Annotated in this window: 13 protein-coding genes; 1 reads left to right on the top strand and 12 read right to left on the bottom strand. The window is 62.5% G+C overall.

The window, feature by feature from the left end; all coding sequences use genetic code 11:
• Positions 1-518: 518 nt before the first annotated feature.
• The 3 genes from AB4Z20_RS26040 to AB4Z20_RS26030 form a co-directional block, all read right to left on the bottom strand.
• Positions 519-1,643, bottom strand: coding sequence for a Gfo/Idh/MocA family protein (locus AB4Z20_RS26040; protein WP_442090960.1), 1,125 nt, complete (start codon positions 1,641-1,643; stop codon positions 519-521).
• A 221-nt stretch (positions 1,644-1,864) separates the two neighbouring features.
• On the bottom strand, positions 1,865-2,632 hold the full coding sequence (locus AB4Z20_RS26035; protein WP_003180553.1) for an SDR family oxidoreductase: 768 nt from the start codon (positions 2,630-2,632) through the stop codon (positions 1,865-1,867).
• Between the two features lie 24 nt (positions 2,633-2,656).
• On the bottom strand, positions 2,657-3,724 hold the full coding sequence (locus tag AB4Z20_RS26030) for a phosphotransferase family protein (RefSeq protein WP_258688472.1): 1,068 nt from the start codon (positions 3,722-3,724) through the stop codon (positions 2,657-2,659).
• A gap of 198 nt (positions 3,725-3,922) precedes the next feature.
• Between AB4Z20_RS26030 and AB4Z20_RS26025 the strand changes: the two genes are divergently transcribed.
• Positions 3,923-4,318: a DUF4280 domain-containing protein gene (locus tag AB4Z20_RS26025; protein ID WP_003202818.1), complete on the top strand. Its 396-nt coding sequence runs from the start codon at positions 3,923-3,925 to the stop codon at positions 4,316-4,318.
• Between the two features lie 141 nt (positions 4,319-4,459).
• On the opposite strand, the gene AB4Z20_RS26020 is transcribed toward AB4Z20_RS26025, so the two are convergent.
• From AB4Z20_RS26020 to AB4Z20_RS25980, 9 genes are all read right to left on the bottom strand, one after another.
• Positions 4,460-5,002, bottom strand: coding sequence for a toxin-antitoxin system YwqK family antitoxin (locus AB4Z20_RS26020; RefSeq protein WP_024617951.1), 543 nt, complete (start codon positions 5,000-5,002; stop codon positions 4,460-4,462).
• Between the two features lie 12 nt (positions 5,003-5,014).
• Positions 5,015-7,024: a type VI secretion system tip protein TssI/VgrG gene (gene tssI, locus AB4Z20_RS26015; RefSeq protein WP_442090957.1), complete on the bottom strand. Its 2,010-nt coding sequence runs from the start codon at positions 7,022-7,024 to the stop codon at positions 5,015-5,017.
• 24 nt (positions 7,025-7,048) lie between these two features.
• Positions 7,049-7,693, bottom strand: a complete 645-nt coding sequence (locus tag AB4Z20_RS26010; protein ID WP_442090955.1) for a hypothetical protein — start codon at positions 7,691-7,693, stop codon at positions 7,049-7,051.
• A 105-nt stretch (positions 7,694-7,798) separates the two neighbouring features.
• Positions 7,799-8,773: a hypothetical protein gene (locus AB4Z20_RS26005; protein WP_442090953.1), complete on the bottom strand. Its 975-nt coding sequence runs from the start codon at positions 8,771-8,773 to the stop codon at positions 7,799-7,801.
• The gene (gene tssH / locus AB4Z20_RS26000; RefSeq protein WP_258688465.1) at positions 8,770-11,313 is read right to left on the bottom strand and encodes a type VI secretion system ATPase TssH; all 2,544 of its coding nucleotides are present in this window, start codon (positions 11,311-11,313) and stop codon (positions 8,770-8,772) included. The genes AB4Z20_RS26005 and tssH overlap by 4 nt, the downstream gene beginning before the upstream one ends.
• Before the next feature lies 1 nt (position 11,314).
• Complete coding sequence (gene tssG, locus AB4Z20_RS25995; RefSeq protein WP_253475690.1) at positions 11,315-12,340, bottom strand: type VI secretion system baseplate subunit TssG; 1,026 nt, start codon at positions 12,338-12,340, stop codon at positions 11,315-11,317.
• Positions 12,304-14,094 (bottom strand): type VI secretion system baseplate subunit TssF, encoded by a 1,791-nt coding sequence (tssF, locus tag AB4Z20_RS25990; RefSeq protein WP_253475686.1) that lies wholly within the window; start codon positions 14,092-14,094, stop codon positions 12,304-12,306. The genes tssG and tssF overlap by 37 nt, the downstream gene beginning before the upstream one ends.
• A complete protein-coding gene (tssE, locus tag AB4Z20_RS25985; RefSeq protein ID WP_214512690.1) occupies positions 14,078-14,521 on the bottom strand; it encodes a type VI secretion system baseplate subunit TssE in 444 nt (147 codons plus the stop codon). Before tssE ends, tssF begins: the two co-directional genes overlap by 17 nt.
• Before the next feature lie 13 nt (positions 14,522-14,534).
• On the bottom strand, positions 14,535-15,032 hold the full coding sequence (locus tag AB4Z20_RS25980; RefSeq protein WP_109756006.1) for an Hcp family type VI secretion system effector: 498 nt from the start codon (positions 15,030-15,032) through the stop codon (positions 14,535-14,537).
• Positions 15,033-15,246: the final 214 nt, after the last annotated feature.

Here is a 15,246-nt window from a genome sequence, read left to right as displayed (position 1 = left end):
TCGCGGCGGCCCACGGAGCAATGCCGGAGTGAGGGCACACCGAGCCTAGGCGAGGTGCCGAGTGGTGGGGCAAAAGCGTTTTGCTTACTTTTGCGCTTCTCAAAAGTGAGCCGCCGTCAGGGCGGAACCCTAAGTGGCCGTTACCGCAGCGATGGATATGTACTCGGCCATAATCCTGGCCAGCTGTCAGACTGACTTCGTGAGCAAGCTCCTACCCAAAAAGTCAGGTATCTGATCTTCTAAATAGATTCCAAGGCGCAGGCCACACGGTGGCGAAAGGGTTCACTCTCCTATACGTGGTCACAGCGTGCTGTGCCAACAACGACTCCACGCCGATACCGTGCGGACCACTCTCCCTCTCGGGTGCGAACACGCCAGTGATAACTACGGCCTCTGTCCTGCGCGCACCTCCTATCTTAGGCCGAATAATTGTTTGCTGCGCGACAGCGCAGCGTCGAAGACGCGGCGGGGGCTCCCTCGCCACAAGAGCCGTTCACATGAGCGGTTTGCTCAGCAAGTTATTGCTTGCTGACCTTCACCCAACGCTCCTCCCGCGCCGCCACACGAATCGCCGCCGCCAGCCGCTCCACTTCCCAGGCCTCTTCGAAGTCCGTCCCGCTGCCGCCTTCGCCGGCAAGCGTCATCACCAGTTCATGCACCTCCAGGGTCTTCAATTCGTTGTACCCCAATTGGTGCCCGGCGGCCGGGCTGAACGCGGCATAACCGGGCAAATCCGGGCCGGCCAGCAGGCGCTGGAAACCCGCTTGGCCGACGCGACACAGGCGCAGTTCATTGAGCCGTTCCTGATCGAACGCCAGGGTGCCGAGGGTGCCGCTGATCTCGAAGCTCAGGTGGTTCTTGTAGCCGTGCTTGAGCCAACTGCTGCTCACCGTGCCTCGGGCGCCGTTGGCGAAACGCAGCAGCGCGTGGACCTGGTCATCGACCGCAATGGCGCGTTGTTCGGCATTGCCTACGCTGGCAGGGCGTTGGTTGTGCACGGTCTGGCTGTCGGCGCTCACCGCTTCGACATCGCCCAACAAGTGCCGGGCCATGGCCAGCAAGTGGCTGCCCAGGTCCGCCAGTGCGCCGCCGGCGTGGGCCGCTTCGCAGCGCCATGACCACGGTGAGGCGGGGTCGGCCATGAAGTCTTCGCTGAATTCGCCCTGGAAACTGATGATCTGTCCCAGTTCGCCGCGCTGGATCATGTCCCGCGCCCGTTGAATGATCGGGTTGTGTTGATAGTTGTAGCCGACCCGCGTCACCACCCCGGCCGCCTTGGCCGCCTTGGCCGCCTGGCGCATCTGCTCGGCCTGTTCCAGGGACACCGCCAGGGGCTTTTCACAATAGACCGGCTTGCCCGCCGCCAACGCCGCCATGGCCATGGGGAAGTGCAGGTGGTTGGGTGTGGTGATGGCGATCAGGTTGACCTTCGGGTCGTCGATCAGTTGTTGCCAGTCACTGTGTGCCGTCTCGAACCCCCAGCTGTGGGCGCATTGCCGGGCACGCTGCGGATCGGCGTCGGCCAGGGCCGCCAGTTTCAGGTTCAGGGGGAGGTCGAACACCGCCTTGGCATTGTGGAACGCCAAGGCATGGGCACGGCCCATGAAGCCGGTGCCAATCAGACCGATGCCGAGTTCATGCATGAGAAAGAGCCCTTTGAATTGTTATTTTCAGGAGGGCTATTTATGGAATAAATATTCTCTAATTGCAAATATTGGAATAAATATTCATTGCGCGAGCACTGAAGATCCCCTGTGGGAGCGAGCTTGCTCGCGATAGCGCTGCATCAGTCGCACTGGTACTGGCTGACCCGCCGCTATCGCGAGCAAGCTCGCTCCCACAGAGTCTCTCACAGGGCTCACTGTCAGGACAGGAACCCACCATCCACATTCAACGCCACACCCGTGGTGTAGCTCGACGCATCGCTGGCCAGGTACAACACCGCGCCGGCCATTTCGCTCGGGTCGGCCACGCGCTTGAGCGGGATCTGCGCCAGGGCGGTCTTCAGGATGGCGTCGTTCTTGACCAGTGCCGAGGCGAACTTGGTGTCGGTCAGGCCTGGCAGCAGGGCGTTGCAGCGGATGCCGAATTGCGCGCATTCCTTGGCGAAGACTTTGGTCATGTTGATCACCGCAGCCTTGGTCACCGAGTAGATGCCCTGGAAGATCCCCGGCGAGATGCCGTTGATCGACGCCACGTTGATGATGCTGCCGCCGCCGTTCTCGCGCATCAGCTTGCCGGCTTCCACCGACATGAAGAAGTAGCCGCGGATGTTCACATCCACGGTTTTCTGGAACGCACCCAGGTCGGTGTCCAGGACATTGCAGAATTGCGGGTTGGTGGCGGCGTTGTTGACCAGGATGTCCAGGCGCCCGAACTGTTCGCGGATACCGGCGAATACCTGGCTGATCTGCTCCATTTCACCGATGTGGCAGGCGATGGCGGTGGCCTTGCCGCCAGCGGCGATGATGGCGTCGGCCACGTGCTGGCAACCGTCGAGCTTGCGGCTGGAAACGATCACATGGGCGCCTTGCTGGGCCAGCAGTTTGGCGATGGCCTCGCCGATGCCGCGGCTGGCGCCGGAAACGAAGGCGATTTTACCGTCGAGGTCGAACAACTGGGTCTTGGACATGCTGTTTCCTTGTTATAGGTGCGCTCAGAGCGCGGATTTGCTGATGACCTGCAGGCTCATCTGCTCCAGCAGTGTGTTCATCTGAACGAACTGCGCGAAGCGTTTGTCCTGGGTCTGGCCGTGGAAGAAGCGGTAGTAGATCTGCTGGACGATGCCGGCCAGGCGGAACAGCCCGTAGGTGTAATAGAAGTCGAAGTTGTCGATGCGGATCCCGGCGCGCTCGGCGTAGTAATCGACGAACTCACGGCGGGTCAGCATGCCGGGGGCATGGCTTGGCTGGCGGCGCATCAGTTGGACGGGGGCCGGGTCTGCGGCTTCGATCCAGTAGGCGAGGCTGTTGCCCAGATCCATCAACGGATCGCCGATCGTGGTGAGTTCCCAGTCCAGTACGCCGATGATCTGCATCGGGTTCTCTGGGTCGAGGATCACGTTGTCGAAGCGGTAGTCGTTGTGGACGATGCTCGAAGTGGGGTGGTCGGCCGGCATCTTGTCGTTGAGCCAGGCCTTGACCGCTTCCCACTTCGGCGCATCGGGCGTCAGGGCTTTTTCGTAGCGGTCGCTCCAGCCGCGGATCTGCCGGGCCACGTAGCCTTCGGGCTTGCCCAGGTCGGCCAGGCCGCAAGCGTTGTAGTCGACACGGTGCAGCTCGACGAGTCGGTCGATGAAGCTCTTGCACAGCGCTTCGGTGCGGGCGGCGTCGAAACCCAGTTCCGGCGGCAGGTCGGAGCGCAGGATGATGCCCTTGACCCGTTCCATCACATAGAACTCGGCGCCCATCACCGACTCGTCGGTGCAGTGCACGTAGGCTTTGGGGCAGTACGGGAAACCTTCGCGCAATTGATTGAGGATGCGGAACTCACGGCCCATGTCGTGGGCGGACTTGGCCTTGTGGCCGAACGGTGGACGGCGCAGGACGAATTCCTGCTCGGGGTATTCCAGCAGGTAGGTCAGGTTCGACGCGCCACCGGGAAACTGGCTGATCTGCGGCACGCCGGTCAGGCCGGGAATGTGGGCCTTGAGGTACGGGTCGATCAGGTTGGCATCGAGTTCTTCACCGTCGCGCACGCGGGTGGACTGATCAGTAAACGCCATGCTTATCCCTTCTGCTTATTTTGGAGGCCATCGATCATTGGCTAATCTAATGGCGCGCGGGAGGCGTCACAAGCACGCCAGGGTCTTATAGGTTAGCGTGTTGCAGGATAATCAGCGGGCTTGATGCATGGCGGCGTGCGCGTCGGGTAGGGGCGAGCTAAGGTTTTGGAGTCTGTCGCTTTCAAAGGAGCAACCGCGATGGGATGCCCGCAAGTCTGTGGCACCGCGACCTTGCAATGCAGCTTCGGCGCAGCCCCGGCGGTGCTCAATGTGCTGCCGGTCAATCGCCTGCTGACCGGCGGGATGCCGGCGGCGAATATCATGGATCACATCCCGCTGGTGAACATCACCACGTTCGGCATGTGCATGAGCCTGGCGAACCCGACCGTGGCCGCCGCCACCGCGGCGGCACTCGGCGTGCTGACCCCCATGCCCTGCATCCCGGCCACCGCGGCCCCATGGATCCCCGGCGGCGCCCCGACCCTGTTGCTGGGCAACATGCCGGCCATCGATGCCAACAGCACCTTGATGTGTACCTGGGCCGGGGTGATCAAGATCGTCGTGCCAGGGCAGGTGCAGATGCTCATCCCCTGATCGGCAATCTTGCAGGCATTGCACAGACCCTGTGGGAGCGAGCTTGCTCGCGATAGCGGTGGGTCAGTGGGTGGTGATGTTGGATGTGCCGGCGTCATCGCGAGCAAGCTCGCTCCCACAGGGGGAGAGGCAAGACAATCGTTATGCCTGCGCTGGATCATTCCAGCGCCTGAACCACCAGCGCACCCGGGAGATCGGTTTGCCTTCGGCGTCCAGTGGCCGGCCGTCTTCGGCGTAGGCCTGGGCTGGTTCCAGTAGTTGGCCGTTGAGGTAGCGGGCTTCGACCGCCGGGTTGCCGTTGGGGTGCAGGCGGCGATAGCGGCCGTCGCGCACGCCGTCGCGATAGACCTCGGCTTCGGCCAGTTGCCCGTCGGGGAAGTAGTTGTTCGCCTCACCGTGCAGCAACCCGCGGCGGTACGTGGCCTGGCGTTGCAACCCGCCTTCGGCCGCATAGAAGCTCGCCACACCTTGCAGTTTGCCTTTCACGAACGGCAATACCGCCGAGACCTTGCCATTGGGGTGATACAGGGTGCTGGTGCCTTGCAGTTCACCTTGGCTGTAGTTGAGCTTTGCTTGCGGGCGTTGGGCTTCTTCGATTTGCAGCGGGCCGTCGAGCTGGCCATCGACCAGTTGCCCGCTCAGTTGGCTGTCACCACGCTCCAGGTCGAGTTTTTTCGAGGCCATCGGTGGCTCCTGTCAGTTGACCTTCACCAGGCCGCCCTTGATGGTCAGCATGCCGCCGCCATCCACGGTCTGTTCGGCCGCCGCCTTGTTCACCAGGCTGATGCCGGCGTCGTTGGTCAGGGTGGTGCCGGCCTTGTTTTCCAGCGAGGTACCGGCCTGGTTGCTCAGGGCCGTGCCGGCTTTCTGGCTGATGGACGTGCTGGCCTGGGCGGCCAGGTCGGCGCCGCTCTTGATCGCGAAGCTGCCGCCGCTTTGCAGGGTCAGGGTGCCGCTGACTTTGATGGTCAGGTTGCCGTCCACCGTCAGGCTGTAATTGCCGGTGACCTTATGATCGTAGTTGCCGCCGGTGCTGTGGCTCTGGTCCGAACCCACGGTGACGGTGCGGGTGTCCTTCACATCGAGGCTGTCGCTGCCAGTCTGGATGGTCACGCTGCGCTTGCCTTTCTCCAGGGTCACGGTCTCGTCGCCATCCTTTACCGTGCGGGTGCGGGCGTTCTGCACCGTGAGGGTCTCGTCGTGACCGACGGCGGCGGTGGTGTCGTTGAGCACGTTGATGTTGAAGTCTTTCTGGGCCTGGAGAAACACTTCTTCGGCGTCCTTCTTGTCTTCGAAACGCAACTCGTTGAAACCGCCGCCGCCCTTGGACGAATTGGTCTTGATCCCGGACTGGGTCTGGTTCGCCGGCAGCGCGTAGGGCAGGGCATTGTCGCCGTTGTAGACGCAACCGGTGACCAAGGGCCGATCCGGGTCGCCGTCGATGAAGGTCACGATGACTTCCTGGCCGATGCGCGGCACGAACTGCATGCCAAAGCCCTTGCCGCTCCACGGCAAGACCACGCGGACCCAGCAGGATGAGGTCTCGTCGTTCTTGCCGGTGCGGTCCCAGGGGAACTGCAATTTGATCCGGCCATATTCATCGGTCCAGATTTCTTCGCCGGCCTTGCCCACCACCACTGCCGTCTGGGTGTGCATGCGCGGTTTTGGGGTGAGGCGGGGCGGTCGATAGACCGTGGCCTTGGGGATCGCTTCGAAGCGGTTGCGATAGCTGTCGTGGCTGGCTTCATGGCTGACCGACGTCACGACCCAATCGATATTCAGCGTCGTGTCTTCATGGCCGGCGAGGGTGAACCAGTAGCCCGGCACCAGCCAGCGGCAATCGCTTTCGCCGACAAAACCTTTCTCCTGGCTGCGCAAGCCATCCACCCGCTGTTTGGTCAGCGCATCGCCCTGGGCTTTGACCGTATAGCCGCCCGGATGCTCATACATCGAACTTGGCCCGGCCACGGCTTCGGCCTGGCTGTAGAGCGATGTCGTTGGCGTGGTGAATTCATAGTCGGTGGCCTGGTAAACCCCGGCCACCGCTTGCAGGCACACCTGCCCTGAACGGATGCCGTGCAGCTCTCGCTCGCCCATTTTTTGCCCGAGATAGTTTACCGTTGGCCCGTTGGGAATCGGTGCGAAAGCGTCGTTGCTGTCGGCCAGGACGAGCGTGTGGCTGCCTTCCTCGTGGGTGAAGAACCAGAAGATCCCGTCTTCTTCCAGCAGGCGCGAGACGAAGGCCAGATCGGTCTCGCCATATTGCACGCAGTATTCGCGCGGAGTGTAGCTACCGGTGAGCTTGAGCTGGAAGTCGGTGAACCCATGGGCCTTGAAAATCGTGGTGACGATGTCCGACGTGGCGAGGTTCTGGAACACGCGGTTGTTGCTGGCCAGGCTCAGCCACCAGAGCCAGGGCCGGAGCAGGAGTTGATAGCGCTCGGCGGTGGCGTCGGCCGGCAATTGACGGATTTCAGCGACGAGGGCGTCCAGCGGGCGGAGCATGGCGTCATTGTGCAAGGTGGCAGTGACATGGGTGGCGATAGCGGGGGCCAGGGTAAGACTGGTGCCGTCGTTGAGGCCATTGAGCACATACTGGCCGAGATGGTTCAGGGATTCGTCGCCGCAAATGGATTCTGGATACAGCGCCGCTAGGGAAGAGGCTGTGAGGGACAGGCTGGTATTGGTATCAATGGCGCGCGGCATCGGTTGATCTCAGGCGGGTTGACGTCAGTACCACACGTAGGGGGAGTTGGCAGTATTGACCCAGATGCTGATCCCCAGATAGTGATTGGTGCGCCCTTCATTGGGTGGGCCTGTGGTGATCGTTGCCAGTGGGTTCCAGGATTTACCGTCGGCCCAGTGAAGCCCTGCCCATGAACTGAATTCGGGTACGGCGACGTCCATGTCGTAGGCCGGGTCCATGACGTAATACTGACCGGCATCACGGCGGGCCAGCAAATAATGCATGCCATTCGGGACCGCGACCAACATGATCAAACGAGCATTGTTGTCGAAGTCTCGTTCGCGTACCCCTCTGGGCCAGCGGGTCACCCAGTTGGTCGGACTCCACAACTCCATGGAGTACTTTGCCCATTCGGGTGCGAACACTGCGGGTGATCCCAATATAAGAATAGCCGTACGATAAGGCGATTCGATCACGCTGGCGCGAAAACCGGCGGTTTTGAAATAACGGGCAATCTTGGCTGGAGCGCTGACCTCCAGTTGATTGAAGTCGCGGCTGACAGACGCAAAAATTTCCATTTCCTTGGGGGTACCCGGGGCGCTGGCTTGACTAAGCTCAGCCTCTGCAACAGCTGATGCAGCCGCACCGCATGACAGATCTTTACTTTGCCGTAGCGAGTATCGGGGCATGAGAAGTGTTCCTGAGTCGATCGCTTGGAGAGATCAGATAAGCGGCTCTTTACACTGACCGTACGAGTAAAAGAACCGAGGTTTTATGTTCGGCGTATTAGGTCGTCATGAGTGTTCGATTCCTTCTCGCTCGATCGCAAATTGACGAAGAGATTGGCGCTGGTCACGGGGGATGCTGCAGATTATTTCCGCCCCTTTCCAGTACATGAAATCCTTGGCTGGGGATTTGGCAAACACATCCGGAGTGTTGGCGAGATTTGCTTGCCAGATATCGACGGCAGTTCCGAGCCCTGTCTTTATTTCTCCGAGTGTGCTGCCGATGCATACAAAATAATGGTCATATTTCTTATTTCCCATGACGACAATTTCGTATTTGTCGAAATACTCATCATTGGTCAATGTAAAAAGCGCAGCTCCAGCACAACTAAAACAGCGTCCTTTTTTTGACTTGAATACCATACGCCCCAATTCTATCCAGTAAGCTGCGGCTTCCAGGGCATTGGTTTTGATACCGAGTTGCATCTTGATTACTGCTGCGGCCGATCCTTTTTGCATGGTGGTGATGGAGTCATCGGCAGTATGCTCATAGCGACCATGTGTGCCGGTGGGAATGTCGGTGATTTTTATCGCTTTCCACTTATCCTGATATCTCATCAAGTGCACGACGATATCGGAATTTTTGGGGGCGGATGAAGAGGCCATCGCCAAGGATGATCCAGCGACGGTGATTGGCGTTTGCTGCCTCCTGACAGGGCGACGTTGGAGAGGGGCGTTTGATGGCTGAACGACCGGTTTCAGGTTTGCCGGTTCGACATCGCTGGCACCCACTTGTGCATCCAATAGCGCATAAAGTGCGGAGCTTGTTTTTAACGCATCGAAAGCAACCATATAGGAGAAGGCCACCTGAGTTTTTCCCAAAAACCAGTCCACTGCCGCTTTGAGTTGGTCATCGTATTGATCCTCCCTCATTATTCGGCGGAGAATCATGGCAGCAGCTTTACTGGCGTCGCTCTTATTCCAGTGAAACCAGATGCCGTCCCAAGCGCTCAAGGCGTTCTCAATGGCTATTCTATATTTCATTCCAACACCCACTCCGCGAGTTTCCCCGTCACCTGCGTCATCAACACATTCTCGACATCCCTCGCGCCCGCCGCGCTGCACTTGGCCAACACGGCCTTGACTATTCCCGCATCGAACTCGAACTGCTTGCCGGTCGCGGCCTTGTAGCGTCCGCGCAATTTTTCCAGCTTCGCCAGCACGATCCCTTCCAGCGTCGCTTCATCCAGCGGCCGGTACGCCACCACCGTCATGCGCGCCAAAAACGCTGGGCGGAACGCTTGCAGCAGCACTTTGTGCAAGGCTTCGTTGAAGGCATCGCTGCCCAGTTGTGCCACTGGCGTGTCCAAAAGCAGTTCGGCGCCGACGTTGCTGGTGGCGAGCATCACGGTGTTCTTGAAGTCCACCACCAGGCCGGTGCCGTCTTCCATCAGGCCTTTGTCGAAGACGTTGTAGAAGGCTTCGAGCACATCCGGGTGGGCCTTTTCGATTTCATCCAGCAGCACCACCGAATAGGGTTTGCGCCGCACCGCTTCGGTGAGCACGCCGCCGCTGCCATAGCCAACGTAGCCGGGCGGGGCGCCTTTGAGTTGGCTGACGGTGTGGGCTTCCTGGTACTCCGAAAGGTTGATGCTGATCAGGTTGCGTTCACCGCCGTACAAGGCGTCGGCCAGGGCATAGGCGGTTTCGGTCTTGCCCACGCCGGTGGGGCCCACCAGCAGGAACACGCCGACCGGTTTCTGTGGGTCGGTGAGGCCGGCGCGGTAGGCTTGCAGGCGTTGGGCGATAGTGTTCAACGCGGTGCTCTGGCCCATGACCCGCTGGCCCATGCGCTGGCCGAGGGTGCGCACGGCGTGGGCTTCGTCGGCGAGCATCTTGCCCACCGGGATGCCGGTCCAGCCAGCAATCACGGCGGCGACGGTCTTGCTATCCACCTGTTCGGGCACCAGCGGATCGTCCTGGCGAATGGCATCCAGGCCCGCCTCCAGGCGCAGCAGTTCGGCGGCCAGGTGGTCGATGCGGTTATCGATCTCGGTGTCGGCTTTTTCACTGTCGGCGCGTTCGCTCAGGGCAAGCAGTTCGCGCCGGGTGTCGAGCAGTTCGCGCACGGCTTCGCGCTCTTCGCCCCAGCGGGTTTCCAGTTCGCGGATGGCTTGCACGTTGCTGGTCGATTCGCCTTCGAGCAGGGTGATGCGCTCGCGGTGATCGAGCCCGGTCGCTTGTTCCCGGCGCAGGCGTTCGACCTCGTCCTTGAGGCTGTTCTGCCGATGGCGCAGGCTTTCCAGCGGTGGCGGCACGTCGTGCTGGCCGAGGGCGACCCGGGCGCAGGCGGTGTCGAGCACGCTGATGGCTTTGTCCGGCAACTGTCGTCCGGAGATGTAGCGGTGGGACAGCTTCACCGCCTCGTGGATGGCCGCGTCCAGCACCTGCACGCCGTGGTGCTGTTCCAGTTTGCTCGCCACGCCGCGGAGCATTTCCACGGCGGTAAGTTCGTCCGGTTCTTCGACCTGCACCAGTTGGAAGCGACGGGCCAGGGCCGGATCTTTCTCGAAATATTTTTTGTACTCCAGCCAGGTGGTGGCGGCCAGGGTGCGCAGTTCGCCCCGGGCCAGGGCCGGCTTGAGCAGGTTGGCCGCGTCGCTGCCGCCTTCCGCACCGCCGGCGCCGATCAGCGTATGGGCTTCGTCGATGAACAGGATGATCGGCTTTTCGGCGCTGCGTACGGCGTCGATCACGCCTTTGAGGCGCTGTTCGAATTCACCTTTGACACCGGCACCGGCCTGCAACAGGCCCAGGTCGAGGACACGCAGGGTGACTTCCTGCAGCGACGGCGGCACATCCCCAGCGGCGATACGCAGGGCCAGGCCTTCCACCACCGCAGTCTTGCCGACGCCTGGTGCGCCCACCAGGATCGGGTTGTTCTGCCGGCGCCGGAGCAGGATGTCGATGCACTGGCGGATCTCGCCGTCGCGGCCGACGATGGGGTCGATGCGCCCGGCCCGGGCGTCGGCGGTCAGGTCCTGGGTGTACTGGTCCAGGACCGGGTCCTGTTTCTGGGGAGGCTCGCCGGGTTTGGCCGGGCGCACGCCAGCGACATGCTCACGGGAGCTTTCGGTCCATTCCAATAGGTGGGTGCGCAGGGCGTCGCGGGGAATGCGCAGCAACGACGAGGCGCTGTTGAGCAGCAGGCTGCGGCGCTCATCACGGTCCAGCAGTGCCAGCAGCAACAGCCCGGAGCGGATGCTGTCCAGGCCCAGCACGCTGGCCTGGACCACGGCGTCTTCCAACAGGCCGATGGTTTGCGCCGACAGGGCGGGGGTGCGGGTGCTGCCGGACTTGAACAGGTCCAGGGCCTTGTTGGTTTGCGCCGCCACCGCGTCACGCTCCAGACCGAATCGTGGCAGCAGGCAGGCAAAGTCGCCGCCTTCGATGTCGAGCAACTCTAACAGCAGGTGTTCGATTTCCACGTAATGATGGCTGCGCTGCATGCAACGTTGCGCGGCCCGCTCCAGGGCGCGGCGGTTGTCCGGGTTGAGGCGTCCAATCAGGCTGGCCAGTTCCATTTCAGGCTATCTCCGGCTGACGAAGGCGGGTTTCGATCCGTTGCACGGCGAGGGTTGGCTGGCGTTGCAGGCCACCGTTCCAGTTCAGCCGTGGCGCTGCCTGGCGGTCCAGTTGCAGCGGGCCGGCGCCGCGGATCAGCAACACCAGGGTGCAATCCAGGTCGGGGCCGAAGTACAGGGCGTAGAGACTGGCGAGCAGCGGATGGGCTTCGCCGTTGGGCAGCAGTCCGCTGGCCTGGCCCGTGGTCAGCGGGCCGAGGGTCAGGCGCACACCGGCATGTTCGTCCCAGACGTGGGTGCCGGCCACCGCGTTGCGGCCCAGGCACAGGTTGCGCCCGCCCGGTTGCAAGCGGCTGCGGCTGGCCGGCGGGATTTCACGCCAGCCACCTTCGTAGGCCGACAGCTCCACGGGCAGCCCGAACTGTTCACGGACAATCGCCGCGAACCCGTCCAGGGAACGCCGGCCATCGGCGTACAGCGCGGTGCAGGCCAGTACCGCCGAGTCGGGGGCGGCCTGGCGCTCCTGCAAGGCCTTGGGCAGCAGGCCGGTCAACGCCCGCAGTTGGGCGTGTACGGCGGACGATCCCGGGGCAGTGAAACCCAAGGCGATGCGATGTTTGCGCATCACCTTGTAAAGCAGGCTGAGCAGGCGATGCTGGAACAGGTCGAGGAATTCCGCCGGGGCATGATCCTTCGCCCGTGCCCGTTGTTGCAGCCATTCCTGGTAGGCGTAGGGCAACGGGCCGTCGGGGCCGCCGAGGCCGAAGATCGGCGTGGTCAGGGTGGGCGGCAGGCCGGGTTCCTGGCCCAGGCTCTCGACTTCACTGGCGGCGAACAGCGGCGTCAAGGGCCCGCGCAGACGCAAGGCTTCGGCGTGCGGCGCGGTGCCGCTGCCCAGGGGCTCGGCCTGGGGATGTTCACGTTCGAGCAACAGCAAGGCCTGGAGCCATTCGAAGCGTTGCGGGTCGCGCCGCAGGCGCTGGCTCAGGTTCAGAGCACCAGGGGTTTGCCGGCTTGGGGTAGCCATGTCTTCACCTCCTTGTCGGACTGGACCAGCACGGTGCGCACGAAACGATTGGCGGTGGCATAAAGGGAAAAGAATTGCGCCAGCACCCCGGAGAACAGCACGGCGCTGCTACCGACGAAGTGTTGCGGATCCAGTTGCAGGCGCACCTCCAGGCCGTTGCGCCAGCCGCGCCAGGCGTCTTCGCCGACATGGGCGATGACCCGGTCGCAACTCAGCCCCGATACCCCTTCGATCTGGCGATGGGCGCTGGCCTCGTCCCGCAGGTTGTGCAATTGGAGAATCTCGCGCAGTGCGTCCAATGCCTGGGGACCTTCGACCAGCGACAAATGGTTGAGGGTCAATTGCGACACCAGCCGCCAGCGCGATTCGCCATCCAGGCGCGGCAGGCTTTGCGGGCTGGGTGGGTTGCGCAGGCGCGCCCAGGCCACCGGCCCCGGGCGCTCGAAACCCAGCGGGGTGCCGGCCGGCAGGCTCTGGGCCAGGTGGCGGTTGGTGCACAGCAGTTCGGCGGTGAGGCTGTAGTCGCGGGTTTCGGCCAGCGGGTCGAACTGGGTGTCCACCAGGCTGACCATCAAGTCGGTGCCCAATCGGTTCGGGCTCATGCCACTGACCCGTCGTGCATGCCAATAACAGGTTTGGTCGCTGCCATGCTGGCTGCCGTAATAGGCCGGCACTTTGCGCACGCCCTGGCTGGACATGGCGCGCATGCCACGGATGCTGTGGATCTCGACGCTGTTTTCCCGATGACTGTCGGCCACCAACCGGTACTCGCTGCGGGTGCCATCCGGGCGCAGCGGCTCGGAAGTCCTGGGAAACAGGTTGATCACCGGCGTGCAGCCCAGGGCGATGTCGCTGGCCTGGAGCGGCAGGCGGCTGGTGGGAGGGCGGTCGAAAACGATGTACAGGTACAACGACGGGCCGTCGCTGGTGGCACCGGCCAGTGGCAGGTCGAAGAAGCCGAATTTATCCGGGAAGGCAAAGTACTCGGCCAGCAGACGCATGCCGGGGTGCACGCCGTCTTCATCCGGCAGCAAGACCTGGTCACTGGCGAAGCCGACGATCTGTGGCAAGCCTGTCAGCGACTCCGGCGCGCTGCCCGGCGCGCCGGCCAGGACCTCGATGGCGTGCGCGCCCAGCAAATCGTACAGCCCGGCGTTGATGATCGGTGACGCTGCCAGGTGTACCCGCAGCGAGTCGATTCCCAGCGTCGACCACTGGCTTTCGCCCAGGCATCGCAGCTCCAGGCGCAAGGCCGAGCGGGCCCGGACCACTCCGGTCAACGCCTGGGTTTCGTCGCTGCCCAGCAGCAATGCCTCGCTGATTTCCACCGGCCACAAATGCACGGCGGCGGTGGTCCGAAAATGAATGCTCTGGCCTTTGTCCGTGGTGACGAACAACGGTGTATCGCGGGGCAGCGGGTAGCCCTCGTTCAAGTTGCCTTTGCTGGGGTCGGGTTCGAACTGCACGATGGCGCACGACGGCAAGGGCCGCATGGCCAACGGGTAAAGCTGTTCGAGCAGGGCGTCGCTGAATTCGGCGTAGTCGTCGTCCAGTCGGCGTTGCAAGCGTGCAGCCAACAGTGCGAAACCTTCCAGCAGGCGCTCGACATGCGGATCGGGGCATTCGCCGGGGGACAACTCCAGGCGCCGAGCGACCTTGGGGTAGCGCTCGGCGAACAGGCTCCCGGCATGCCGCAACCAGGTCAGTTCGCGTTGGTAATAGTCCAACAGTTGCGGGTCAATCGAGTCGCTCATGTCGTACCTCAAGGCCGTCGCCGGCGTGCTCGATGACAAAGGCCACGGGCCAGGCATGCAGGTCGCCGCGCAGCTCGCCCAGCAGACGTATGCACAGTTGCTGCGGATGGCCCGGCACCGGGCAGACCTCGACCTCGCCCAGGCGCAGGCGAGGTTCGAAGCAGGTGATGGCCTGGCGGATTTCCCGGGTCAGTTGGCGGCGGTCATCGCTGCGCTGCTGTTGCAGCGCGGTCCAGTCGGCGATGCCGTAGTCCAGGATGCTCGGCGGTTCGGTCAGCGCCCGTGGGCCGCGTCGGGTATTGAACAGGCGCGACAGTTCGGCATGCACCGAGTCTTGCAACGCCTGCCGGTCGAACGCCCGCCCGGTATCGTTCGCCGGGCTGGCCAGGCGTTCGAACAGGGGCGGGCGCAGCCCGAAGCCAGCCATGGGTGCGGTTTCCTTACTTGGTCATTTTGTTGGCGGCCAGGTCCCAGGTCGTGCCCGCCGTGCCTTCCTTGGTGCCGTCGTCTTTCTGCGCGGTGAGCTCCCATTTGATCTTGGTGAAGTTCAGCGACAGGGTTTCTACCGGTTTGCCGCCGGTGCCGCCGCTGACACTGACGTTGGACAGCACGACGTTGGTCAGGGTGTAGATGATGAACGGCATGAGTTTGCCGCTGCCCTCGGCGGCGTTGCGGCCGATGGTGATGACGGCTTGCGGGATCGGTTTGCCGGCGCAGCAATATTCGTTGAGCGAGGGGGTGGAGCTGTCGATGAATTTAGTCAGGGTGAATTCGCCGATGTGGGGCCGGCCAGAGGTTCGCTCCGAGTTGCTGACGTCGTTGGTGACCTGCATCGCCACGTTGTGGCTGTAGGACATGACCTCGATCTTGTCCGTGAAACCCTCCAGCAGGCTGTCGCCCTTGATGTCGCCGCCGAGGTCGAGAATGATTGCATCCATTGTGTGGAACTCCTGAAGAAGACGAATGAGGTAGTGCCCAATACCGATGAATTAACCTGTGGCGATGAAACTTGCTCCCGGCGGACTGCGGTGTAGGAGCGGTGTAGGAGCTGTCGAGTGCAACGAGGCTGCGATCTTTCCCCTACCCATTGAGTCGAGAGCGAAAGATCAAGATCAAAAGATCGCAGCCTTCGGCAGCTCCTACACGCAGCCC

The sequence above is a fragment of the Pseudomonas sp. KB_12 genome (genome assembly GCF_052114545.1).
GTDB lineage: Bacteria > Pseudomonadota > Gammaproteobacteria > Pseudomonadales > Pseudomonadaceae > Aquipseudomonas > Aquipseudomonas brassicacearum.
This window is presented reverse-complemented; position numbering and strand designations above follow the sequence as displayed.